At 74.9% G+C, this 22325-nt stretch carries 18 protein-coding genes, 1 tRNA gene and 2 pseudogenes; 13 read left to right on the forward strand and 8 right to left on the reverse strand.

Going from position 1 to position 22325, the window contains the following annotated elements; translation table 11 throughout:
• The first annotated feature begins 410 nt into the window (after positions 1–410).
• Positions 411–608, forward strand: coding sequence for a hypothetical protein (locus tag BS72_RS22345; RefSeq protein WP_037912990.1), 198 nt, complete (start codon positions 411–413; stop codon positions 606–608).
• Between the two features lie 106 nt (positions 609–714).
• Here the strand turns inward: BS72_RS22345 and BS72_RS22350 are convergent, their stop codons facing one another.
• The 3 genes from BS72_RS22350 to BS72_RS39265 are packed head-to-tail and all read right to left on the reverse strand — an operon-like array spanning position 715 to position 3410.
• A complete protein-coding gene (locus BS72_RS22350) occupies positions 715–2064 on the reverse strand; it encodes an ABC1 kinase family protein (RefSeq protein WP_037912992.1) in 1350 nt (449 codons plus the stop codon).
• A gap of 22 nt (positions 2065–2086) precedes the next feature.
• A complete protein-coding gene (locus tag BS72_RS38575; protein ID WP_063836122.1) occupies positions 2087–2695 on the reverse strand; it encodes a TOMM precursor leader peptide-binding protein in 609 nt (202 codons plus the stop codon).
• Position 2696: 1 nt separating this feature from the next.
• Positions 2697–3410, reverse strand: coding sequence for a ThiF family adenylyltransferase (locus BS72_RS39265; protein ID WP_063836123.1), 714 nt, complete (start codon positions 3408–3410; stop codon positions 2697–2699).
• A gap of 282 nt (positions 3411–3692) precedes the next feature.
• Between BS72_RS39265 and BS72_RS22365 the strand changes: the two genes are divergently transcribed.
• The 4 genes and pseudogenes from BS72_RS22365 to BS72_RS22380 all read left to right on the forward strand — a co-directional run bounded on the left by BS72_RS22365 (position 3693) and on the right by BS72_RS22380 (position 7831).
• Complete coding sequence (locus BS72_RS22365; protein WP_407638999.1) at positions 3693–4334, forward strand: M48 metallopeptidase family protein; 642 nt, start codon at positions 3693–3695, stop codon at positions 4332–4334.
• Positions 4335–4699: 365 nt separating this feature from the next.
• Positions 4700–6378: pseudogene (locus BS72_RS22370) on the forward strand (TerD family protein).
• 17 nt (positions 6379–6395) lie between these two features.
• Entirely contained in the window at positions 6396–7067 is a 672-nt protein-coding gene (locus tag BS72_RS22375) for an AIM24 family protein (protein WP_037917175.1), read from the forward strand.
• Between the two features lie 17 nt (positions 7068–7084).
• Complete coding sequence (locus tag BS72_RS22380; protein ID WP_037912995.1) at positions 7085–7831, forward strand: AIM24 family protein; 747 nt, start codon at positions 7085–7087, stop codon at positions 7829–7831.
• A gap of 76 nt (positions 7832–7907) precedes the next feature.
• Here the strand turns inward: BS72_RS22380 and BS72_RS22385 are convergent, their stop codons facing one another.
• Positions 7908–8438 carry an NUDIX hydrolase gene (locus tag BS72_RS22385; RefSeq protein ID WP_051951462.1) on the reverse strand — a complete coding sequence of 177 codons (531 nt, stop codon included), beginning with the start codon at positions 8436–8438 and terminating at the stop codon, positions 7908–7910.
• Positions 8435–9970, reverse strand: coding sequence for a zinc-dependent metalloprotease (locus tag BS72_RS22390; protein ID WP_051951464.1), 1536 nt, complete (start codon positions 9968–9970; stop codon positions 8435–8437). Before BS72_RS22390 ends, BS72_RS22385 begins: the two co-directional genes overlap by 4 nt.
• 274 nt (positions 9971–10244) lie before the next feature.
• Here BS72_RS22390 and BS72_RS22395 point away from each other — a divergent pair, with 274 nt between their 5' ends.
• The 4 genes from BS72_RS22395 (at position 10245) to BS72_RS22410 (ending at position 13612) form a co-directional block, all read left to right on the forward strand.
• On the forward strand, positions 10245–11348 hold the full coding sequence (locus BS72_RS22395) for an SDR family oxidoreductase (RefSeq protein ID WP_037912998.1): 1104 nt from the start codon (positions 10245–10247) through the stop codon (positions 11346–11348).
• 137 nt (positions 11349–11485) lie between these two features.
• Positions 11486–11986, forward strand: a complete 501-nt coding sequence (locus tag BS72_RS22400) for a molybdenum cofactor biosynthesis protein MoaE (RefSeq protein WP_078901554.1) — start codon at positions 11486–11488, stop codon at positions 11984–11986.
• Between the two features lie 222 nt (positions 11987–12208).
• Positions 12209–12526, forward strand: a complete 318-nt coding sequence (locus BS72_RS22405; protein WP_037913001.1) for a hypothetical protein — start codon at positions 12209–12211, stop codon at positions 12524–12526.
• Between the two features lie 9 nt (positions 12527–12535).
• Positions 12536–13612, forward strand: a complete 1077-nt coding sequence (locus BS72_RS22410; RefSeq protein ID WP_037913003.1) for a YlbL family protein — start codon at positions 12536–12538, stop codon at positions 13610–13612.
• A 292-nt stretch (positions 13613–13904) separates the two neighbouring features.
• Here the strand turns inward: BS72_RS22410 and BS72_RS22415 are convergent, their stop codons facing one another.
• Entirely contained in the window at positions 13905–14471 is a 567-nt protein-coding gene (locus BS72_RS22415; protein WP_051951466.1) for a PPA1309 family protein, read from the reverse strand.
• Between the two features lie 114 nt (positions 14472–14585).
• On the opposite strand from BS72_RS22415, the gene BS72_RS22420 reads away from it, so the two are divergent.
• The 3 genes from BS72_RS22420 (at position 14586) to BS72_RS22430 (ending at position 20042) form a co-directional block, all read left to right on the forward strand.
• Positions 14586–17684 carry a UPF0182 family membrane protein gene (locus tag BS72_RS22420; RefSeq protein WP_078901880.1) on the forward strand — a complete coding sequence of 1033 codons (3099 nt, stop codon included), beginning with the start codon at positions 14586–14588 and terminating at the stop codon, positions 17682–17684.
• 388 nt (positions 17685–18072) lie between these two features.
• The gene (locus tag BS72_RS22425; RefSeq protein WP_037917189.1) at positions 18073–19716 is read left to right on the forward strand and encodes a tetratricopeptide repeat protein; all 1644 of its coding nucleotides are present in this window, start codon (positions 18073–18075) and stop codon (positions 19714–19716) included.
• 249 nt (positions 19717–19965) lie between these two features.
• Positions 19966–20042, forward strand: a tRNA-Met gene (locus tag BS72_RS22430).
• 187 nt (positions 20043–20229) lie between these two features.
• Here the strand turns inward: BS72_RS22430 and BS72_RS38585 are convergent.
• Complete coding sequence (locus BS72_RS38585; protein ID WP_037913006.1) at positions 20230–21045, reverse strand: hypothetical protein; 816 nt, start codon at positions 21043–21045, stop codon at positions 20230–20232.
• Between the two features lie 177 nt (positions 21046–21222).
• On the opposite strand from BS72_RS38585, the pseudogene BS72_RS38590 reads away from it, so the two are divergent.
• Positions 21223–21552: pseudogene (locus BS72_RS38590) on the forward strand (HEAT repeat domain-containing protein); the annotation flags it as partial.
• A gap of 219 nt (positions 21553–21771) precedes the next feature.
• On the opposite strand, the gene BS72_RS22440 reads toward BS72_RS38590, so the two are convergent.
• The gene (locus BS72_RS22440) at positions 21772–22191 is read right to left on the reverse strand and encodes a Fur family transcriptional regulator (RefSeq protein WP_037913008.1); all 420 of its coding nucleotides are present in this window, start codon (positions 22189–22191) and stop codon (positions 21772–21774) included.
• Positions 22192–22325 lie beyond the last annotated feature (134 nt).

Raw genomic sequence — 22325 nt, forward strand, 5'->3', positions numbered from 1 at the left:
GAGTGCGTCCGGTGCGAGGCGCGACCGGTGCCTCGCGACGGACGACGACGGTCGCCGCTCGTGCCTCTCCCGGCAGGGGGCGCCCCGCTCGCCGCCCTGGCACGGGCCCTCGCGGTGTCGGCCGAAAGAGCCGCGCAGGCCCACTGCGAGGCTTTCCGGCCGCCTTGCGACGACCCGCGCCGGCGCACCTCGCTACCGGGCAGACCTCGCCGGTCGCGGCACCAGCCGGTCGGACGCCCGTTCTGCTCTGAACTCCGAGCCGCATGGCCGGCGCGGCGCCGGTCACCGGCCGCAGGGCGCCCCACCAGCACTCCTGCCGGCTGACGCACCGCGGGACCACCCCCTGTCCGGGGTGGTCCCGCGGTGCGTCAGCGCGACAAAACCGGCAGCTGCGGAGGTATCGTCGGCCCGTGGACCAGCACCCCTCACAACCAGCCGGCAAGCCCGCCGCCGGCACCACCTGCGCCCGCTGCGGCACCACCGCCGAGGGCCTGCCGTTGACGTGGACCTGTTCCGTCGAGAACGGCCGCCGCGTCTACTTCTGCGACACCTGCGCGCGCCAGCACCTGCGCAGCATCGAAGGCCGCCTCGACTCCGCCTGGTGGTAGCGCGGCCCGGTGGTGGCGGGCCCGAGACGCCCACCGGGAGACGGCGGGGCCGCCGTGCCCCGCCTCCTTCCGCCCGGCTTCCCTCCGCCCGGCGCCCGGGAGCCCGTCACTCCGAGGCGGCTCCGCCGTCCGGGTCGAAGCCCGGCAGCCACTGGAGCAGCTCGTCACGCAGCCGCACCGTGGCCCCGAGCTGGCACAGCACCCCGACCGTGCTCAGCGTCACCCGGTGGATCAGCAGGTACGACGGCGGCAGGTTGAGCTGCTTGCCCAACTGGTGCGCGGGTGACCTCGGGTCGGCGATACGCGCCGCCTGCGTCCGCATCCACGCCCGGTCGAAGGCGAACTCCTCCCGGCCCGCCGGCTCGATGATCGGCCGCAGGTAGTCCAGCACCGCGTCCGCGTCCAGCCGGATCGTCGGCTTGACGAAGCCCTCCTCCCGCAGCAGCCGGTAGACCTCCTCGGCGTCCCCGGCCAGAGCGAGCCGCAGCGCGACCCCGATCGGCAGGGGCAGCCCTTCCGGCAGCCGGTCCACCGTCCCGAAGTCCAGCACCCCCAGCCGCCACCCCGACGGCGGCCCGTCGTCGGTGAGCAGCCGGAAGTTGCCCGGGTGCGGGTCGGCGTGGAGCAGGCCGGTACGGGCCGGCCCCGCGAAGAGGAAGTGCGCCAGCAACTGCCCGGCGCGGTCCCGCATCTCGCGGCTCCCGGCGGAGATCACCTCCGACAGCGGCACCCCGTCCAGCCACTCCGTGACCAGCACCTGGTCGGCCTGGTGGACCACGTCGGGCACCTCGACCTCCGGGTCCCCGGCGAACTCCTCGGCGTGGGAGTGCTGCGCCTGCGCCTCCAGCTCGTAGTCCAGCTCCTCCTCCACCCGCGCCCGCAGCTCCGCGAGCAGCGGCTTGACGTCCATGCCCGGCACCAGAGGGCCGAACAGCCTGGCCACCCGGCCCAGTTGGGACAGATCCGAGAGCAGGGCGTCCCCGGCCCCCGGGTACTGGACCTTCACCGCGACCCGCCGGCCGTCGTGCCAGACCCCGCGGTGCACCTGGCCGATGGACGCGGCGGCAGCCGGGGTGTCCTCGAACTCCGCGAACAGCGACCGCCAGTCCTTGCCCAGCCGCTCGGACAGCACCCGGTGCACCGTGCGGGCCGGCATCGGCGGCGCCGCCTCTTGGAGCTTGGTGAGCGCGGCGCGGTAGGGACTCGCCACGTCCTCCGGGAGAGCCGACTCGAACACCGACAGGGCCTGCCCGAACTTCATCGCGCCGCCCTTGAGCTCCCCGAGCACCTTGAAGAGCTGCTCGGCGGTCCGTTCCTGAAGCTCGACGGCCACCTCGTCGGCGGGTCGGCCGCCCAGCCGCTTGCCCAGGCCCAGGGTGGCCCGCCCGGCGAAGCCGAGGGGGAGTGCCGCCAGCTTTGCGGTGCGGGTCACCGCCTTGCGTGGAAGATCGGACATGCGCCCCCTCATTTCCCGTCGGTCACATGGCCATTGTGCCTCCCCGGGACTGCGCGTCACCGGTCACGCCGCCCGTCTCGACCGGTCCATTGCCCCAGGAGGCGGTGTCCGGCAGAGGGAACCCCGTCCAGGGAACCCGCGCGGTGCGGCTCACCGCCCCCGCGCCTTGCGCGGCCGAACCGCCGGCCGGAGGCGCCGACGCCGCCCCGCAGCCGCACCGCGGATCGGCCGGTACGGCCCGCACCCGGGTGGACAGCCGGGCCAGCGACAGCTCCACCCGGGCGCCCGCGCTGGGCGGCACCCGGCCGTCGAGCCGGGCCAGCACATGGGCCGCCGCCAAGCCCGCGGCGGCCGTGGCCAGCGCGACGTCGCAGGCCGCGACCTCAGGCCGCCGACCGGAGCGCAGCTGCGCCAGCAGCCTCGGCCAGGCCGGGTCGCGCGCTGCCAGCGACAGGGCCAGGCACTCACCGCACGCCGTCCGTCCCGGCACCACCAGCGGACCCACCACCGCGACGCCCTCCAGCACCCCGGCGTACAGATGGGGCACCCCGGAGCCCACCAGCCGCCGCGACTCCATCACATCGGGTGACCACGCGAGCAGCCCGTCCCGGGGAGCGACCACCGTGAGCACCTCACCCTCCCCGGGCCCATCGCCGGGCCGGGCCCACCCGGGACCGCAGGCCGCCCCGCTCCCGCGGCCCGCGCGGCCCCGTGCCCGGCACGCGCGCCACCGCCCGCGCGGCCCGGTGCCCGCCACCGCCCGCGCGCCGGACCAGGCCGCGGCCGGCCGCGTCCCGGCGCTCGCCGACCTGCTCGGCCGGGAAGCCCGCCGGCGCCGTGTCCCACGGCGCCACCCGCCCCGCGTCGACCACGTCGACCGCTCCCACCCCCGCGGCGGCCAGCACCGACGCCACCCCGGCGCCCACCCGGCCGGCGCCCAGCACCCGCACCCGCGCGGCGCCGCGGTGCCGCATCCTGGCCGCCGCGGCACCCGGAGCCGGGTGCACCACCGACAGCGCGGCGAGGTCCGGCCGCAACCGCTCCAGCTCCGGAGGGCACTGCCCCGGTGCCGCGGCCAGGGGGCCGTACGCCGCCGCGTCGTCCAGCACCCCGCCCTCGGCGAGTCCGGCCAGCAGCCGTCTGACCCGGTCCGCGTCCAGCCCCAGCGCGGCCGCCTCCCGCACCAGTTCCTCCTGCGGGCGTGAGCCGTCCAGCAGGTCCAGGAACGCCGCCTCCGCGCCGTCCACCGGCTCCAGCACCACGGCCCGCTCCGGGTCCACCCCGAACTGGACGCACTCCCGGCCGCGCCAACTCCGCCGCAGGCCCGTCTTCAGCATCGGCCGCATGGCCCCGCCCTCCTTTCCGCCGTGGTCCAGTCCAGCCCACAGGCGCTCGCCTCGGCCTCCACCTCGCCGCCGCGCTCTCCCGCGCGGGCATACCGAAGGTGACGGCCAACTGCTCTCCGTGACCGGCCTCGCCAGTCTGACGGGTTTCGCGCGCGGACCGTCCGGAGTTATCCACAGCCCGTGAGGAATAGTCGTTCCATATGAGTGCGAAGGGCGCGGATTCCCGGACCAGCTGTTCCGGAGTCGGGACTTCTCCGGTCCGCAGGAGGTAACGTCGAGCCCGTGCCCGCCGAACCCGCCCATGGCCTTGTCGACCAGACAGCGCAGTCGTCGCAGGCCGCCGCCGGTCCCGGGAAAGCCGCCGCGGACGCAGTCGGTGCCGGGTCCGGCTCCGGGGTGAAGAGCGGAGCCGTCGAGGTGCGCCGCAGCGCGCGCCGCCGCCGTACGGTGTCCGCCTACCGCGAGGGCGACCGCACGATCGTGCTGCTGCCGGCCCGTATGTCGGCGGCCGAGGAGCAGCGGTGGATCGCGGTGATGCTGGAGAAGCTGGCCGCGCAGGAGAGCCGCCGGATGCCCGGCGACGACGAGCTCGCCGCACGGGCCGCCCGGCTGTCAGAGCAGTACCTCCAGGGCCGCGCGGCGCCGGACACCGTGCGCTGGGTCACCAACCAGAACTCCCGCTGGGGCTCGTGCACCCCCGCCGAGGGCAGCATCCGGCTCTCGCACCGCCTCCAGGGCATGCCCGAGTACGTCATCGACTACGTCCTCCTGCACGAACTCGCCCACCTGCTCGTACCCGGCCACGGCCCCCGCTTCTGGCACCTGCTGGACAGCTACCCGCGCACCGAGCGCGCCCGGGGCTTCCTTGAGGGCGTCGCCACCGCCGAACGACTGCCCCACCTCCCGGCACAGCCCGGCGAGTGACCTCCGCGGGGACGCCGTCCGCCGCGCGGGGCCCGAAGGGCGGTCCGGCGCCTGAGCCGTCCGGGCGCCTTCCGTGCGAGTGACGGCGGCCCCGGCGCCCGGCCCGCCCGCGGCAGCCCGGCCGCGGCACGGGTGCACCGGCTGACGTGCCGCCACGCCTGGCACAGCACCGGCCGCGGCCGGGGCGCATTGCTACACAGCCGGGACGAACCGGAGATAGCCGCAGGCCCGGCGAGCGGTTAGCCTGACGCAACGCAAGCAGACGAAGCAGCAGGATGAAGCCAGGGCGGCGCGGCAGTCCGTGCGGCCAGGAGACAGCTCGGCATGCCGGCGCGGCGGCGGGCGGGACGGGGGACGGTCGCACCATGGCCAGGCAGTTCCAAAGGGGCCACAAGGCCAAGATCAGCGATCTGACCGCTGGTACCGACCTCTACGTCGGTGTTCAGATCTCCGCGCCCGGGCTCACCTTCGACATCAGCTGCTTCGGCCTCGACGCGGACGAACAGCTCTCCGACGACCGCTACTTCGTCTTCTTCAACCAGCCGAAGTCGCCTGAGGAGTCGATCCAGCTGCTCGGCCCCCAGGCCGGCGACACCGAGTCCTTCCGGGTCACCCTGGAGCGCGTCCCGCCGGCGGTGCGGAAGCTGTCGTTCACGGCGACCATCGACGGTGACGGCCAGATGTCGCGGATCGGCCCCGGGTACATCCGCCTGGTGGCCGGTGGTGAGGAGGTCGCCCGCTACGCCTTCGACGGCTCGGAGTTCAGCACCGAGCGCGCGGTGATGCTCGCCGACGTCTACTTCAAGGACGTGTGGCGCTTCGCCGCCGTGGGCCAGGGGTTCGACGGCGGACTGGCCGCCCTGTTGCGCAACTTCGGCGGGGAGGTGGCCGAGGACGAGCCGGCCGCCGAGCCCGCTCCGCAGGACGCCCCCGGCTTCGCCCCGCCGCCGGGTGGCCCGGCACCCGCGTTCGCCCCGCCGCCGGGCGGTGCCACCGCGCCGCCCCTCCACCGCCGCCGCCCTTCGGCGCCCCGCGGCGGGCGCCCGGTCCCGCCGCCCCTCCCGGCCCCGCCGCGCCGACCCCACCGCCCCTGCCGCCGCTGCCCGCCCCCACGGCCGAGCAGCCTGGTCCCACCCCGCCGCTCGCGCCGGCCGAACCGTCGCTCCATCAGGCGCCCACGGTCATCGCCCCGCTGGGCGCCCCCGTCCCCCAGGCGCCGCCGTTCGGCCAACTGCCGCCTCCGGTGCCGCCGCCCGGGGGCGGGTTCGGCCAACCCCCGAGCGTGGCGCCGCCGTTCCCGCAGCAGCCCGCCTTCGGGTCCCAGCCGCCGGCGGCCCCGGGCGGCCGGCCCGCCTACACCGTCCCCACGCCCACCGTGGCCACCGGGCTGGCCGTGTCCCTGCGGAAGTACGGGGAACAGCCCGACGGCCAGCGCTGGACGCAGCAGAACCCGAAGATGATGCGCGCCGACCTCGGCGTGGGCGGCGGCCAGCCGGTCCTCGCCCGCCAGGGCGCCATGGTGCTCTACCAGGGCAAGGTCGACTTCGCCTACAAGGGGGCCGGCTTCCGGGGCCGTGTCGTGGGCAGCATGACCGGCCAGGAGATGCAGCTGATGCGCTGCACCGGCGGCGGGCAGGTCTTCTTCGCCGACAACGCCTCCTACCTCTTCCCGATCGAGCTCCAGGGGGACGCGATCTGCGTCTCGGCGGAGAACGTGCTGGCCTTCGACGAGGGCCTCGAACACGAGGTGCGGCGGATCGACGGCCACGGCATCCCGGGCGGCGCCCTGTTCACGATGCAGTTCCAGGGCACCGGCACCGTGGTGGTCAAGACGCACGGCGTGCCGGTGGTGCTGCCGGTCACGCCCACCACGTACGCCGACAGCAACGCCGTCGTCGCCTGGTCGGCTGCCTCCCAGGTGATCGTCTCCAGCCAGGTGCGGCTGCGCCGCAGCGCCTATCCCGGCCACAGCGGGGAGACGGTGAACCTCCAGTTCCGCGGCGCCCCCGGCAACTTCATCGTCGTCCAGCCCTACGAGGTGTGACCGCAGTGGACCAGCAGATGATCGCGGGCTACGCCCCCACGCCGCCGGCCGCGCGGATGGAGAACCACGGGTCCTCGATGCTCAGGGTGGCCATGGCCACCGGCCAGGACCTCTACGCCCGCACCGGGTCGATGGTCGCCTACGAGGGCTTCATCCAGTACGAGCCGAACCCGCCGGCCATACGGCAGATGGCGGCGTCCTGGCTGACCGGGGAGGGCGCCCCGGTCATGAAGTGCAGCGGCGACGGCCTGCTCTACCTCGCCGACTACGGTGCCGACGTGGTCTGCCTCAGCCTGGACAACGAGTCGGTGTCGGTCAACGGCACCAACCTGCTGGCCTTCGACGCGCACCTCCAGTGGGGCGTGGAGCGGGTCAAGGGGCTGGCCCAGCTGGCCGGGCAGGGCCTGTTCAACGTCGGGGTGTCCGGCACCGGCTGGGTGGCCATCACCTCCCGCGGCACCCCCGTCGTGGTCGACTGCGGGCGGGGGGCGGACGAGACGTGCGTCGACCCCGACGCCCTGGTGGCCTGGTCGTCCGGCCTGAAGATGAAGGCCAAGCGTAGCTTCAAGGCGTCGTCACTCATCGGACGCGGCAGCGGGGAGGCGTTCCAGATCGCCTTCTCCGGACAGGGCTTCGTGGTCGTACAGCCCAGCGAGGACAGCACCGACCGGCTCCGGGCCCGGGGCTGAAGGGAGCGGGGAACACCGTGCAGAGCCCGATTTTCGCCTACACCGAGGTCCAGAACCAGGACCACTACAGCCTGCAGAACTCCTACATGCTGCGGGTCCGCCTCGACGGCAACACCGGCCCCGACTGCCTGGCCCGCAAGGGGTCCATGGTCGCCTACGAGGGCATGGTCGAGTTCGACGCCGAGTACCAGACCCGCAACCAGCGGAGGGCGCGCCGGGCCACCGGGGAGGGCCTGGACCTGATGCGCTGCTCCGGCCAGGGGACGGTCTACCTCGCCAACCTCGCCCAGCAGATCCACATCGTCGACGTCGACCACGACGGGCTGACCGTCGACAGCGCCTACGTGCTCGCCCTGGACTCGGGGCTGCACTGGGACGTCGTCGCCGTCGACACGCAGTTCGGCCTGTCCGGCACGGGCAAGTACAACCTGGTGATCTCGGGCCAGGGCAAGGTGGCCCTGATGACCTCGGGCAAGCCGCTGATGATGCCCGTCACCCCGCAGACGTACGTCTCCTGTGACTCGGACGCCGTGGTGGCGTGGTCGACCCCGCTGCGGGTCCAGATGCAGGCGCAGACCAGCAGCTCGTCGGTCTTCCGCCGCCGCGGCAACACCGGCGAGGGCTGGGAGCTCAACTTCGTCGGCGAGGGGTACGCCCTGGTGCAGCCCAGCGAGCAGATGCCGCCGCAGAACGCGGACCTGCACGGACTGCGCGGCCAGTTCGGCGGCCGCCCGTCCGGCGGCGGCAGCGCCTGGGGCGGCTGAGTCCGCGCGGCGCCCGGGACGAACGCCGGGTCCGCGCGGGCGGTGAGCCCGCGCGGACCCTGGGCGCCTGCTCGGGCTACAGCAGCGCCCGGGTCTGCTCCAGCAGGCTGGTGACCGATCCGTCGGCCACCTCGGCGACCTCGTCGAAGCGGAACCAGCGCAGCTCCAGCGACTCGTCGCTCAGCGTCTCGACCGCGCCCCGCGGTGCCACCGCGGCGTACCGGACGTCCAGGTGCCAGGCGCACGGGGTGAGGTGGCGGTCCAGCTGGACCGGTTCGGGAACCAGCAGGCGCAGGTCCGCTATGCCGGACTCCTCGACGCCCTCGCGCAGGGCCGCCGCCGCGAGGGAGGTGTCCTCGGGCTCGCAGTGGCCGCCGGTCTGCAGCCACATGCGCAGCTTCGCGTGGAGGGTCAGCAGCACCCGCTCGCGGTCCGCGTCCAGGATCAGCACCCCGGCTGTCAGGTGGCCGTCCCCGCACGCCCTGGCCATGGCGTCGGGGTAGGCCTCCAGGTGGGTCAGGAAGTCGCCGCGCAGGGCGGCCTGACCGGAGTCGGGCGCACCCCAGCCCGACAGGACGCGTACGGCGTCCTCCCTCAGGGCGGTCATCGGCCGCTACCGCCTTCCTGGGAGCCGCGGCCGGTGCCGTCCTCCCCGTCCTCGTGGGAGCCCTCGTCGCCGCCGGCGTCCTTGGCCGTCCCGGTGTCCTTGGTCTCCCCGGTGTCCTCGGCGTCGTCCCCGGTGTCCTTGGGGGCGGTGTCCTTGGAGAGCGCGTCCTTGGACACGCCGCCGCCGGCCGCCTCGCCGAGCAGCTTGTCGAGCTCCGAGAAGTCCAGCGTGTCGCGGTGGACGAAGCCGTCGGGGTCGTCCAGGTCCGAGGCGGTCGGCAGCATGTCCGGGTGCGCCCACAGGCCGTCGCGGCCCTCCACGCCGCGCGCGTCGGCGAGCGAGGCCCACAGCCGGGAGGCGTCCCGCAGCCGTCGCGGGCGCAGTTCGAGGCCGATCAGGGTGGCGAAGGTCTGCTCCGCGGGGCCGCCGGTCGCCCGGCGCCGCCGCAGCGTCTCCCGCAGTGCCCCCGCCGACGGCAGGTGCGGTGCGGCGGCGGCGTGCACGACCGCGTCGACCCAGCCCTCGACCAGCGCCAGGGCCGTCTCCAGTCGGGCCAGCGCCGCCTTCTGGGCCGGGGTGTCCTCGGGCTGGAACATGCCCTGCTGGAGTGCCTCCTGGAGCTGCTCGGGCTGCGTCGGGTCCAGCTGGCCGACGGCCTCCTCCAGGCGGGCGGTGTCGACCTTGATGCCCCGGGCGTAGCCCTCCACGGCGCCGAAGAGGTGGGCCCGAAGCCACGGTACGTGGGCGAAGAGCCGCTGGTGCGCGGCCTCCCGCAGCGCCAGGTACAGCCGGACCTCCTCGGTGGGGATGCCCAGGCCCTCGCCGAAGGCGGCCACGTTGGCCGGCAGCAGGGCGGCGCGCCCGGCGGGGCCCAGCGGCAGCCCGACGTCGGTGGAGCCGACGACCTCGCCGGCCAGGGTGCCGAGCGCCTGCCCGATCTGGGCGCCGAACATCGCGCCGCCCATGGAGCGCATCATGCCCAGCAGCGGCCCGGAGACCGCCTGCATCTCCTCCGGCAGCACGTCGCCCATGGCGCCCGCCACCCGCTCGGCGACCGGGTCGACCAGGTCCTTCCACACCGGCAGCGTGGCCTCGACCCACTCGGCGCGGCTCCAGGCCACGGCGGAGTTGGCCCCGGAGGGCAGCGAGGTCACGCCGTCCAGCCAGAGGTCGGCCAGGCGGACGGCCTCCTCGACCCAGGAGCGGTCGGCGCGTCCCACACTGCTGTCCTTCACGCCGTCCGGGGTGCCCTGGGCGACGGTCTGGCGGGCGATGTCCTTGGCCATGTCCCAGTTCACCGGGCCGCCCTCATAGGAGAGCATCTGGCCCAGCTGCTGGAAGGCGGCCCCCAGGTCACCGGGGTTGAGGTTGCCGAACATGGCCGCGAAGGGGTTGTCCCCGCCGGAGCCGAGCGGACCGGCGCCGCCGAAGCCGAAGGGGTTCGAGCCCCCGCCACGCCCGGGCTGCTTGCCCTCGTCCCCGTCCTCGGGCTCCTCGGGAGGGACGCCGAATCCGAATGGGATGTCACTCACGGGATTCCTCGGATCTGTCTCGGGTTGTGTCGGGCACTACCTCCAGCCTAAGGGCTGTCCGGTGATCCCCAGCGGGCTCCCGACGCCGGCTGCGGCCGCCGGCGGCGTCGTCCGCTCGTCCGGGTACGACCCGGTACGAGGACGACCCTCCGCCGTGCGATCGACCGCATCCGACGCCGCTGGCCGATCCGCTGGGGATTACGGGACAACCCTTGGACACCTGTCCGGCAGGATGGCTGCGTACGTTATCTGAGACAACCGTGGGAGACACCCGGTGAGTTCCCCAGAAGGACACGTTCGCCCAGAGCGGAGACCGGGTCGGGCCCGTTCGGGACCGGTGGTGGCGATCACCGGGGCCGCCTCCGGGGTGGGACGCGCGCTGGCGCTGCGGCTCACCGAGTCCGAGCAGGTCAGGAAGGTCGTCGCGATCGACGAGCGGCGCGGCGACGTGCCCGGGGCCTCCTGGCGGGTGCTCGACGTGCGCGACCCGGCGATCGCCGAGCGGCTGCGCGGGGCGTCCGTGGTGGTGCACCTGGCGCTCGACCTCGACCTGGACTCCGACCCCAAGGCGCGTTCCGCCTTCAACGTCCGCGGCACCCAGACCGTGCTCACCGCGGCCGCCGCGGCCGGGGTGCACCGGGTGGTGCTGTGCACCTCCGCGATGGTCTACGGCGCCCAGGCCGACAACGACGTGCCGCTCGCGGAGGACGCGCCGCTGCGCGCCACCTCCGAGGCGAGTTTCGTCGACGACCTGCTGGAGATCGAGCGCCTGGGGCGGCGGGCGCCGCGTGCCCACCCCGGGCTGAACGTCACGGTGGTGCGGCCCGCGGTCCTGGTCGGCGGCACCGACACGGCGCTGACCCGGTACTTCGAGTCGCCCCGGTTGCTGGTGGTGGCGGGCAGCCGCCCGTGCTGGCAGTTCTGCCACGTCGACGACCTGGTGACGGCGCTGGAGTACGCGGTGCTGGAGCGGGTCGACGGGGAGATCGCCGTCGGCTGCGACGGCTGGCTGGAGCAGGAGGAGGTCGAGCAGCTGTCGGGCATCCGCCGTATGGAGCTGCCGCCGGCCGTCGCCTTCGGCGCCGCCTCCCGCCTGCACCGTCTCGGGCTGACCCCCTCGCCCGCCGGCGACCTGGCCTACACCATGCACCCCTGGGTGGTCAGCGGCAGCAGGCTCTACGAGGCGGGCTGGCGGCCGGCGTGGACCAACGAGGAGGTGCTGGCGGCGCTCCTTGAGGAGGTGGAGGGCCGCAACTCCGTGGCCGGACGCCGCCTGGGCCGCAAGGACGCCACGACCCTGGGCGCGGCCGGGGCCACTGTGGCCCTGGTCGGCGCCGCCGCGGTGGTGCGCCGGGCGCGCAAGCGGCGCGGCCTCTGACCGAGGCAGCACCCCGCCGCCCCGCCCCCACCGTCCTGCCCGGCGGCTCCGGGGCGCGGGTGGGCTGGAGGCCGCCCGCGCCCCGGGGGTGTTCCCCGGCGCCGGAGGGCTCCGGTGTATGAGGGAGCATGGGAGGCATGGCACCCCTACCCGCTTCCGCAGGCGGCCCCCGTGCGGCCGGCGCGTACGACACCGCGGGCGCCGCCGCCGTCCGGCTGCTGGCCGTCCGCGACACCCCGCTGTCCGTGGACGAGGTCCTCGCGGCGGTCGGCGACCCGGCGGCCGGAGGCACCGCGCTGTTCGTCGGGACGGTACGCGACCACGACGGCCGTCCCGGTGCGTCGGTGACCCGCCTGACCTATACCGCCCACCCCAGCGCCGAGGCCCAGCTCCTCCGGGTGGCCGAGAAGGTGGCAGCCGACTTCCCGGTGTGCGCGCTGGCCGCGGTGCACCGGGTCGGCGACCTGGCCGTGGGCGACCTGGCCGTGGTCGTGGCGGTGGCCTGCCCGCACCGGGCGGAGGCGTTCGAGGCCAGCCGGCGGCTCATCGACGACCTCAAGCGCGAGGTTCCGATCTGGAAGCACCAGGTCTTCGACGACGGCACCGAGGAGTGGGTCGGGGCCGGCGGTCCCTGCTGACGTCCGGGCCCGCCGACGGTCCCTCCCCGCAGCCCCCGACACCCCCCGTACCTCCCGATTCGCGCAGGCCACGCCCGCGGGACGCGCCCTCGGGCCGCGGACCGGCCGTTCGTGGGAATCCGGTTGCGTAACCCGAAGGGGCGGGCGAGCGTTGTCCCACTGAGTGGTTAATCTGCTCATAGGCCCGATTTGGGGCATACGGGTTCGGTTCGGGGAGTTCGTGTGGGAGCACTCGTCTGGCTGCTCATTCCGCTGGCCGCCGCCGTGTCGGCGGCCCTCTGGGGCCGGTGGGCCGCCCGTCGGCGCACCACCGGTGACGGTGCCTCGCTCGCCGGCTACGAGCGCTTCCGCCAGGCCATGCAGGCCACGACCCCGCCCCCGGCCGGGGGCGCCGGACCCGCCCCCTCTGACGGGCCGGCCCCGGCCCCGGCGAGCGCCAGGCCCGTACGGAACGCGGACACCGCGCCCCTGCGCCGCACCCTGCCGCAGGAGGGCGAGGAGGACTCACCCCGCGGGCCGGTCGTCGGGCCGGTCCCGTAGGGTTCGGGCATGCATGGCCGCACCGCGACGCTGTTCGCATCGACGCTGACGCTCATAGCACTGCTGATCGTGGCCCTGTTGGTGCCCACCCCGTACGCCGAGATGTCCCCGGGGCCGACGGTGAACACCCTCGGCACCTATGGCGGCCAGAAGGTGATCGAGATCTCGGGCCGCCAGACGTATCCGACCACCGGCAACCTGAACATGACCACGGTCCGGGTGACCGGCGCGGACTACCGGATGAACCTGGTGGAGGCCGTGCTCGGCTGGCTGCGGCACGACGACAAGGTCGTCGAGCACGACACCATCTACCCGCAGGGGCAGACCGCCCAGGAAGCCGACCAGGAGAACGCCGAGGAGTTCAGCCAGTCCCAGGACAGCGCGAAGGTGGCCGCCCTGGAGGAGCTGAAGATCCCCGTGCAGTCACGGGTGATCGTGGCGGCGGTGGTCAAGGGCGGTGCCGCCGAGGGCCTGCTGCACGCCGGCGACGTGGTGAAGGCCGTCGACGGCCACGCTGTCACGGCGGCCGACCAGGTGGCCACGTTCGTCACCAAGCACCAGCCCGGCGAGAAGACCACCTTCACCGTCGTCCGGGCCGCCGACGTGAAGAAGAAGAACCCGCCCACCCAGCAGGTCGCCATCACCACCCGCACCTCGGACGACGACGGTGCCAAGCGGGCCGTGGTGGGCATCCAGGCGGGCGTGGAGCACCTGTTCCCGTTCACCATCAACATCCGGCTCGCCGACGTCGGCGGCCCGAGCGCCGGAATGATGTTCGCACTGGGGATCATCGACAAGCTCACCCCCGGCAGCCTGACCGGCGGCGCCTTCGTGGCCGGCACCGGCACCATCGACGACAACGGCACGGTGGGCCCGATCGGCGGCATCAGCCTCAAGACCATCGGCGCGCGTGACAAGGGAGCCAAGTACTTCCTCACCCCGGCCGACAACTGCGAGGAGGCCGCCAAGGACATCCCCTCCGGCCTCACCCTGGTCAAGGTGAAGACGCTGAACGACGCCATGGACGCCCTCAAGGACATCCGCGGCGGCAACACCTCCGCGCTGCCCAGCTGCACCAAGAGCTGAGCTGGGTCCTGGCCCCTCCTGCGTCCCCCGGAGCCGGCCGTGAGGCTTCCCGCGTCCTAAGAGACCGGGTCCCGCTGAGAGACCGGGTCCCGCCTCCTGTGAGGCTGGGCCGCGTCCCAGGTGGCCGGGCCCGTCCGGCCTCATAGGACGCCAGCCCGATCCGGCCGCCAGGGAGGCCGGCCCGTCCGGCCGCCTATGCCGCGGGGGCTCCGGCCTCGTAGCCGGCCTCCTACGGCCGGACGGCCGCCCCAGGGGGCCGGGCCGGAGCGGCACCCGCGCCATGGTGGCCTGGTCAGTCCTCGAACGTCGCCGCCAGCGCCTCGGCCAGGCTCGGCACCAGGTCGGCGCCGGTCAGCACCTCGGAGGCCGAGTCCTTCTCCCGCAGCCGCACCGCCGACTCGCGGCGGCCGTCGCGCAGCACGCCGACGGTCATCCGCACCTCCTGGCGGTCGGGGTGGGCGGCCACCCAGGAGGCCAGGGAGGCATCGTCCAGGCCCTTCGGAATCGAGGCCTCGGCGGCCGGGGGCAGCATCAGCCGCTCGACCGTCAGCGCGCACCCGGCGATCACCTCCGGCCAGGCGATGGTGCCGAGGAACTCGTCGACGGCACTGCCGGCCGGCAGCTCCTCCTGCTCCACCGGCGTCAGGCCGCCCTCCTCGGTGCCCTCGGCGAGCCCGAGCTGCTCGGCGAGGCCGGGCTCCTGGGTCCGCAGCAGGGCCGTGTCGACCAGGGCGAACAGCCGAGCGGGCTGGTCCCAGCCCAGGCCGGACGTGTAGTTGTCGATCTCCAGGACGGCGCGGGTCAGCGGGTTCGCCGCCAGGGGGGCACCTTCGTGTGCGGTGTTCGCGATATTGGACATGCCAGTATCGTGCACCTTCCGGCGACCGAACCGGGAACCGGCCAATGCGCGGATAAGTTGCACCCAGTGGGAGTCCGCCCCGCGGCGCCCGTGAGACCGCCGATCCACACGAAGGTGCGCACTTTGGTATTCGACACGCCGGGTCGGGACGGAACACCGCCCGGGCCGATCAGCGCGCCGGGCCGACGCACCTCCCGGGCCGTCCGGCCGCTGCTGGCCACCGCCGCCGTGCTGGCGGTCCTGATGGTCGGGTTCGCGCTCTTCTCCGGCTTCTGGACCGACCTGCTGTGGTACCGGGCGGTCCGCTACCCGTCCGTGTTCGGCACCCTCGCGTGGACCCGGATCGGCCTCTTCGCCGTCTTCGGGGCGACCATGGCGGCGGCTGTAGGCGCCAACCTGTACCTGGCCTACCGGCTGCGGCCGCCGCTGAGCGCCATGTCGGCCGAGCAGCACAGCCTCGACCGGTACCGGACGGCCATCGCACCCCACCGTGCCGGGGTGCTGGCCGGGGTGTGCGCGCTGAGCGGGGTCGCCGCCGGGGCGGCGGCGGCCGGGCGGTGGCGCCAGTGGCTCCAGTTCGCCCACGCCACGTCCTTCCACACCAGGGACCCGCAGTTCCACAAGGACGTGTCCTTCTACACCTTCGACCTGCCCTGGTACCGCTTCCTGCTCGGCTTCGGGTTCGCCGTGGCCCTGGTGTCGCTCGCCGCCGCGCTCTTCGGGCACTACCTGTACGGCGGCCTGCGGGCCACCTCCCCGGGCGGCAGCAAGGCCACCGGCGCGGCCACCGGGCACCTGGCGGTGCTGCTGGGCCTGTTCACGGGGCTCAAGGCGGTCGCCTACTGGCTGGACCGGTACGGTCTGGTCGTCCGCTCCGGCGGGGCGCGAGCGGCCGGGGCGGCCGGAGCGGCCGGCAACTGGACCGGGCTGCGCTACGTCGACGCCAACGCCTACCTGCCCGCCAAGACCATCCTGTTCTTCGTCGCGCTGATCTGCTCCGCGCTGTTCTTCGCCACCGCGTGGCGGCGCACCTGGACGCTGCCCGCCGTCGGCTTCGGCCTGCTGGTGTTCTCCGCCATCCTCATCGGCGGCCTCTACCCGGCGATCGTGCAGAAGTTCCAGGTGCAGCCGAACGAGGCCGCGAAGGAGGCGCCGTACCTCCAGCACAACATCGACGCCACCCGCGCCGCCTTCGGCCTCGACGGCACCGTCGAGACGCCCTACAAGGGCAGCAGCGGCGAACCCGCCGCCACCGTGCGCGCCGACGCCTCCTCCGCCGCGTCGATCCGGGTGCTCGACCCCTCGGTCGTGGCGCCCACCTTCCAGCAGACGCAGGCGTCCCGCGGCTACTACGCGTTCCCCTCCGCCCTGGACGTGGACCGCTACACCGTCGACGGCGTGGAGCAGGACGTGGTGGTCGGGGCGCGCGAGCTGGACACCAAGGGCATCCCCGACCGCGACTGGATCAACGAGCACTTCCGGTACACCCACGGGTACGGCCTCGTCGCGGCGGAGGACACCGAGGTCACCGGGGAGCGGGCGGCCGGGCCGGGCACCCAGGGCACCGCCGCCGCGGAGGACGGCGAGGACTCCGCCGGCCGCCCCGTCTACACCGAGCGGGACCTGCCCGCCAAGGGCGACCTGGGCGACTACCGGCAGCAGATCTACTACGGCGAGCAGACGACCCAGTGGTCCGTCGTCGACGGCCCCACCAAGGAGCTCGACTACGCCGACGGCACCGGCGAGACCACGACCTCCTACAGCGGCCCCGGGGTGTCCCTGGACAACCCGGTCACCAGGGCGGCGTACGCGATCACCCTGGGCGAGCCCAGGATCCTCTACTCCGGGGCGATAGGCCACGGCTCGAAGATCCTCTACGACCGCACCCCCACCCAGCGGGTGGAGGCCGTCGCCCCGTGGCTCACCACCGACGGCGACCCGTACCCGGCGGTGGTCGGCGACCGGTTGGTGTGGATCGTCGACGCCTACACCACCACCGACGACTACCCCTACTCCTCCCGCGCCACCCTGGGCGGCGGGGGGAGCCAGGTCAACTACGTCCGCAACTCCGTCAAGGCCACCGTCGACGCCTACGACGGCACCGTGAAGCTCTACCAGTGGGACACCCACGACCCGGTGCTCACGACGTGGATGCGCGCCTTCCCGCACACCGTGCTGCCCAGGAGCGCCATCCCGGCCGCCCTGACCGCGCACCTGCGCTATCCGCAGGACCTGTTCACCACCCAGCGCAAGGTGCTCACCCGCTACCACGTCACGACGGCCCAGCAGCTCTCCAGCGGCAGCGAGGCGTGGCAGGCCGCGCGCGGCACGGCGGCCGGGTCCGGCAAAGCCGCCGCACTCGCCTACATGAGCCTGCGGCTGCCGGGCCAGACGGCGCGGACCTTCTCGCTCACCTCGGAGTTCACCCCCGCCCGGAGCGGCAGCCTGGCCGCGTTCCTGTCCGTCGACTCCGACGCCGCGAGCCCCGGCTACGGCAGGCTGCGACTGCTCGAACTGCCCGCCGGCGCCTCCGTGGACGGCCCGCAACAGGTGCAGAGCAGCCTCGAATCGACCTACGCCCAGGTGCTCTCGCGGATGCGGGGCAAGGAGTCCACCGTCGAGTACGGCAATCTGCTCACTCTTCCGGTGGACGGTGGAGTGCTTTACGTCGAGCCCGTCTACGTCAAGGCGGCAGGCGGCGACTACCCACTGCTGGGCAAGGTGTTCGCCGCCTACGGCAAGAGCACCGCCTTCGAGGACACCCTGGAACAGGCACTCGACGCGGTCTTCACCGAGGAGCCCGCGGCCACCGCCGACCAGGCGGCCTCCGCCTCCCCGACCGGCGGCACGACCGCCGGCGACCCCGCCGTCAGGGCCGCCCTCCAGCGTGCCCAACAGGCGTACGACCAGGTCCAGGAGGCCATGGCCAAGGGCGACTGGGCCGCGTACGGGGCCGCTCAGCGGCGCCTCGGGGCGGCGCTCAAGCAGGCCGAGGAGGCCGAGAAGGCCGATGGTGCGGGCGGCACCGTCAAGGCCGACAAGCCCGACACGGCCGACACGGCTGGCAGGGCAGGCAGGGCCGGTACGGCGAGCGGGGCGGGGACCAGCGGGGCGTCCGGGACGTCTGGGACGTCCGGCGCGCCAGGGAGCCGGCCCGCGGCCTCCGCCGGACGCTCCGCCGGGAAACCGGCCCGCCAGGTCGCTGCGTCATAAGCGGCGACGAATCGGATATGGGGCCCCTACGCTAGAGCCCGAGGCTCGGTCAAGCGATTCCGATTCCCCTCACCTGATCGAAGGGCAGACCGTGTAAACGTTTGGTGTGACGCCTTGTCGGGAAGTCGACAAACCGCTGTAGCGACCGACAGGCTTGGGGTATACCAGGGGTACGGCGTTCACAGGTGGTGCGACCATGAGGCTCACGGGGGATGGGGAAGGTCTGAACACTCGTCAGGAACATGAGGAGTTCGGGTCGGCCGACGGCCAGGCCCTGACCGCGGCCGGGCTGCTGCCCGGCCCGCGCACCGCGGAACCGGTCCCGACCGGCGCCGCGGCGCCCGCCCCTGCGCTCTTCAGTGAACTCCCCGACGAGGACACCCTGGCCATGCGGGAGGAGGCCGAAATAGCGGCCCGCCACCGCCGGGCCGCCGAGGCCGGGGACCCGGGGGCCATGAGCGCCCTGGGCACGCTGCTGCTGCGCCGAGGCGACCTCGACGGGGCCGAGCCCCTCCTGCGCGGCGCCGTCCAGAACGGCGACCGGGCCGCCGCCAACAACCTCGGCCTGCTGCTCCACCAGCGCGGCCGGACGGAGGAGGCCGCGGCCTGGTGGCGGGTCGCCGCCGTGGCCGGCTCCGCCGCGGCCGCGCACGCCCTGGGCCGCCACTTCCGCGAGCGGGGCGACGAGCCCGCGGCCGAGTACTGGCTGTGCCAGGCCGCCGAGGCCGGCCACCCGCTCGGCGCCTACGCGCTGGCCGACCTGCTCGACCACCGCCACGACCCGGACGCCGAGCGGTGGTTCAGGGCTGCGGCCGAGCACGGCCACCGCGAGGCGTGCTACCGGCTCGCCCGCGCCTGCGCCGAACGCGGCCACGACCGCGAGGCCGAGCAGTGGTTCCGGCAGGCCGCCGCCCGCAGGCACCGCCGGGCCGCCCTGCGCCTGGGCGCCCTGCTGGAGGAGCGGGGGGAGACGAAGGAGGCCGCCCACTGGTACCTCACCGCCGCCCGCGACGGTGAGGCGCGGGCCGCCTGCGCCCTGGGCTTCCTGCTGCGCGACACCGGCGACGTCGACCAGGCCGCCACCTGGTGGCGGCGCGCCGCCCAGGCCGGGGACGGCAACGCGGCCAACGCCCTGGGCGCCCTGCACGCGCAGGAGGGCGAGACGGAGACCGCCGAGCGCTGGTACCGCACCGCCATGGAGGCCGGCGACGTCAACGGCGCCTACAACCTCGGCCTGCTCTGCGCCGGCCAGGACCGCGCCGCCCAGGCCGAGCAGTGGTACCGCAAGGCCGCGTACGCCGGGCACCGCGAGGCCGCGAACGCGCTGGCCGTACTCCTGCTCCAGCGGGGGGACGCGGCCGGCGCCGAACCGTGGTTCTCCAAGGCGGCCGAGGGCGGCAGCGTCGACGCCGCCTTCAACCTCGGCATCCTGCACGCCGGCCGGGGCGAGGAGGACGTCGCCCGCCGCTGGTACGAGCGGGCGGCCGCCGCCGGGCACCCGGAGGCGGCGCTCCAGGTCGCCATCGGGCTCCAGCGCGACGGCGACGAGCACGCCGCGGAGCGCCATCTGCGCTGTGCGGCGGGCGGCGGCAGCCCCGAGGCCGCCTTCCGCCTCGGCCGCCTCCTCGACGGCACCGAGGAGGCCCAGGAGTGGTACGAGCGGGCCGCCCACCAGGGCCACAGCCATGCCCAGGTGCGGCTGGGCATGGCGGCGTCCCAGGCAGGGGACGTGACCGACGCCGCGCACTGGTACCGGCTGGCCGCCGAGGGCGGCTCCCGCAACGGGGCGTTCAACCTGGGGCTGCTGCTGGCCCGTCAGGGCAGCGAGCCCGAGGCCGCGCTGTGGTGGACCCGGGCGGCGGACGCCGGCCACGGACGGGCCGCGCTGCGCATGGCGCTGCTCTCCGCCCGCCGGGGCGACCTGCCCGCGGCGCAGCAGTGGTGCGAGCGCGCCATCGCCTGCGGTCCGCCACAGGTCGCCGAGCGCGCGCAGCGGCTGACGGCCGCGGTCACGCACGAACTGACAGCCTGACGGTCCGACACCGGGCGGGTGGCGGCGGGGGTGCCGAGCCCCGGCCTGCCGCCATCGGCGCCCCAGGGCCGGACGGGGCCGCTCGGCGGCGGCCGGCCCGTGCCCGGCCCCCGCTCCGCCTGCCGCCTTCCCCCTGCCCGGAGGGCCGCCGGGCCCGAGGGAACCGCCCTGGGGGGACCACCTTGGGGGGCCGCGCCGTAACGGATTTGGCCCCGCCCGGCGGCGTAGGTTAAAGTAAAGGCACAACGACGCGGGGTGGAGCAGCTCGGTAGCTCGCTGGGCTCATAACCCAGAGGTCGCAGGTTCAAATCCTGTCCCCGCTACCAAAGGAAGGGCCCGGAGGCATCAGCCTCCGGGCCCTTTCGCTGTCCCCGCCGCCGGCCGGGCCCTGTGCCCCCGCACCCTCCCCGTAGCCTCGCTCGCGCGGCCGGTGCCGTCGCCGTCTCCCCGCTTGCTCGGTTCCACGGGCCCGCACCGGCCCCGCCAGGGGGTTCCGGCAAAGTCCTGGCGAAGTCACGGCGAAGCGGCTTGGACCGGACGGTGCGGGGCGGGATGCTGGTGCGGGAGAGTTCGTGCGCTGAGCCGGGAGGCGGAGTGCTGCGCAGACGGCGCCGGGAGAGTCCCCAGGGCCCGGCGGGGTCCGTGGACACCGCGCGATGGGGCGGTTGGTGTCGGCGCTGCGTGGCCGGCCGGCGTCCCGAGGAGGTCGCGGGGCTGCTCGCCGCCCTGCGGGAGGTCGTGGCGCAGGGCCCGCCGCAGGACCGCGCCGCCGCCCTCGCCGCGTTGGAGGCCGATCCGGCGCCGCTCGTCATCCTCCTGGACCGGTACGCCCGTCCGGTGTCCGCCGCCCACCACGAGCGCGGACGGGACCGCGACCACGACCGGGCTCCCCGGGACCGGGAGCGCCCCGACCGGGCCGCGGCCCCGCTGGCGGCCCTGCTGGCCGCGCTCGACGCCGACGGCCGGGTCCGGCAGGAGGGCGTCACCGCGCTCGCCGCCCTCGGCGGCCCGGTGGCGGCGGCGGCGCTGGCGCTGCGGGCCGCGGACTGGGTGCTCGAGGTGCGGGAGGCGGCGGCGGCCGCGCTGCCCTCGCGTACCGATCCGGGGGAGGCGGCGGCCGTGGTGGGTGTGCTGCTGCGGACGGCGCGGCGGCAGCGGGCGGCCGGGCCGTCCGCCGCCTACCGGGCGGCACTCTCCGAGCCCGGCCATCGGCGGGCGGTGCGGGCGCTGGCCGTCGCGGCGGACCCCCTGGTGCGCCGCGACGGCGTCGAACTGGCCCTGGACCTGGGCGAGTACGTGCGCGGCGACCTGCTGCGCGCGGCGCTCCACGACCGGGACCAGGTGTGCGGCCGGCTCTGTGCCCAGCGGCTGCTGGAACTCGACCCGGAGGTGGCCGGGCGGCTGCTGTGGGCGCGGGCGGCCGGGGTGCGCGAGCTCGCGGTGGGCGCCCTGCCGGCGGACGTCCCGGCCACCCGGCTGCTCGGGCCGCTGGCCGATCCGGCCCGGATGGTGCGGGCGCAGGCACGCTGGAAGCTCTACCAGCGCGACGAGCCGCCGGCCGAGGTCTACCGTCGGCAGGTGCGCAAGGCCGTCAAGAACGGCACCCAGCCGCGCCTGCTGGCGGGGCTGGCCGCGGGACTGGGGGAGTGCGGGGACGCCGCGGACGCGGCCCTGCTGGCCAGGCTGCTGTCCGACGCCGACCCGGCGGTCCGGCGCGCCGCGGTCCGGGCGGTCGGGCGGCTGGCCAAGCCGTACGAACTGGTACCGCTGCTGGCTCCGTTGGCCAACGACCCCGATCCGGGGACGGCCCGTCAGGTGTTCGAGGCGCTGGCCAGGGTGCCCGGCGAGGTGCCGCCGGAGACGGTGTGGGTCGGCCGCACCCGCCCGGAGCCCGCCGTCCGCCGGCTCGCCGACCGGATCGGCGTCCGCAACACCGCCGTGAAGGCGGCGCGGCAGGCCGTCCAGACGGCCCAGTTCGCGGCGCGGGCGGACGCGCGTTCGGCGGAGGCGGCCGGGGAGCCCCGGCGGGGGCGGACGGGGCCGGGGACGGCGCGGTCACGCCCGGGGCGCGCAGTCCGGGCACAGTCCGCGGTAGGTGACCTCGGCCGAGGAGACGGTGAAACCGAACCGCTGCCCGTCCGGCAGCGCCGCCAGCGGGTCGCCCTGCGGGTGGACGTCGCGGATCGTGCCGCAGCCGGAGCAGACCAGGTGCTGGTGCGGGCGGTCGGCGTTCGGGTCGTACCGCTTGGCGCGGCCGTCCGTGGCCACCTCGACGACCTCGCCGAGGGTGACCAGCTCGCCCAGCGTGTTGTAGACGGTGGCCCGGGAGATCTCCGGCAGCCGCCCGGCCGCGCGGGTGTGGACCTCGTCCGCGGTGAGGTGGACGTGGTCGCCGTCGAGGACCTCGGCCACGACCCGCCGTTGCGCGGTCAGCCGCCAGCCGCGGGCGCGCAGGCGTTCCAGCAGGTCACTCATGTGCCCAGGGTAACAGCGCGGGCCCAGGAAGCGAACGAGTCTGCTCCTGGTCGAACTCTTGACTTGGATATTGTCCAATGTAGGCTGGGCCCCGGAGCCTCCCAGGGCTGGGCCCGCCCGCGCCGAGCGCGATC

Origin of the sequence: Actinacidiphila yeochonensis CN732, from assembly GCF_000745345.1 — a bacterium.
GTDB lineage: Bacteria > Actinomycetota > Actinomycetes > Streptomycetales > Streptomycetaceae > Actinacidiphila > Actinacidiphila yeochonensis.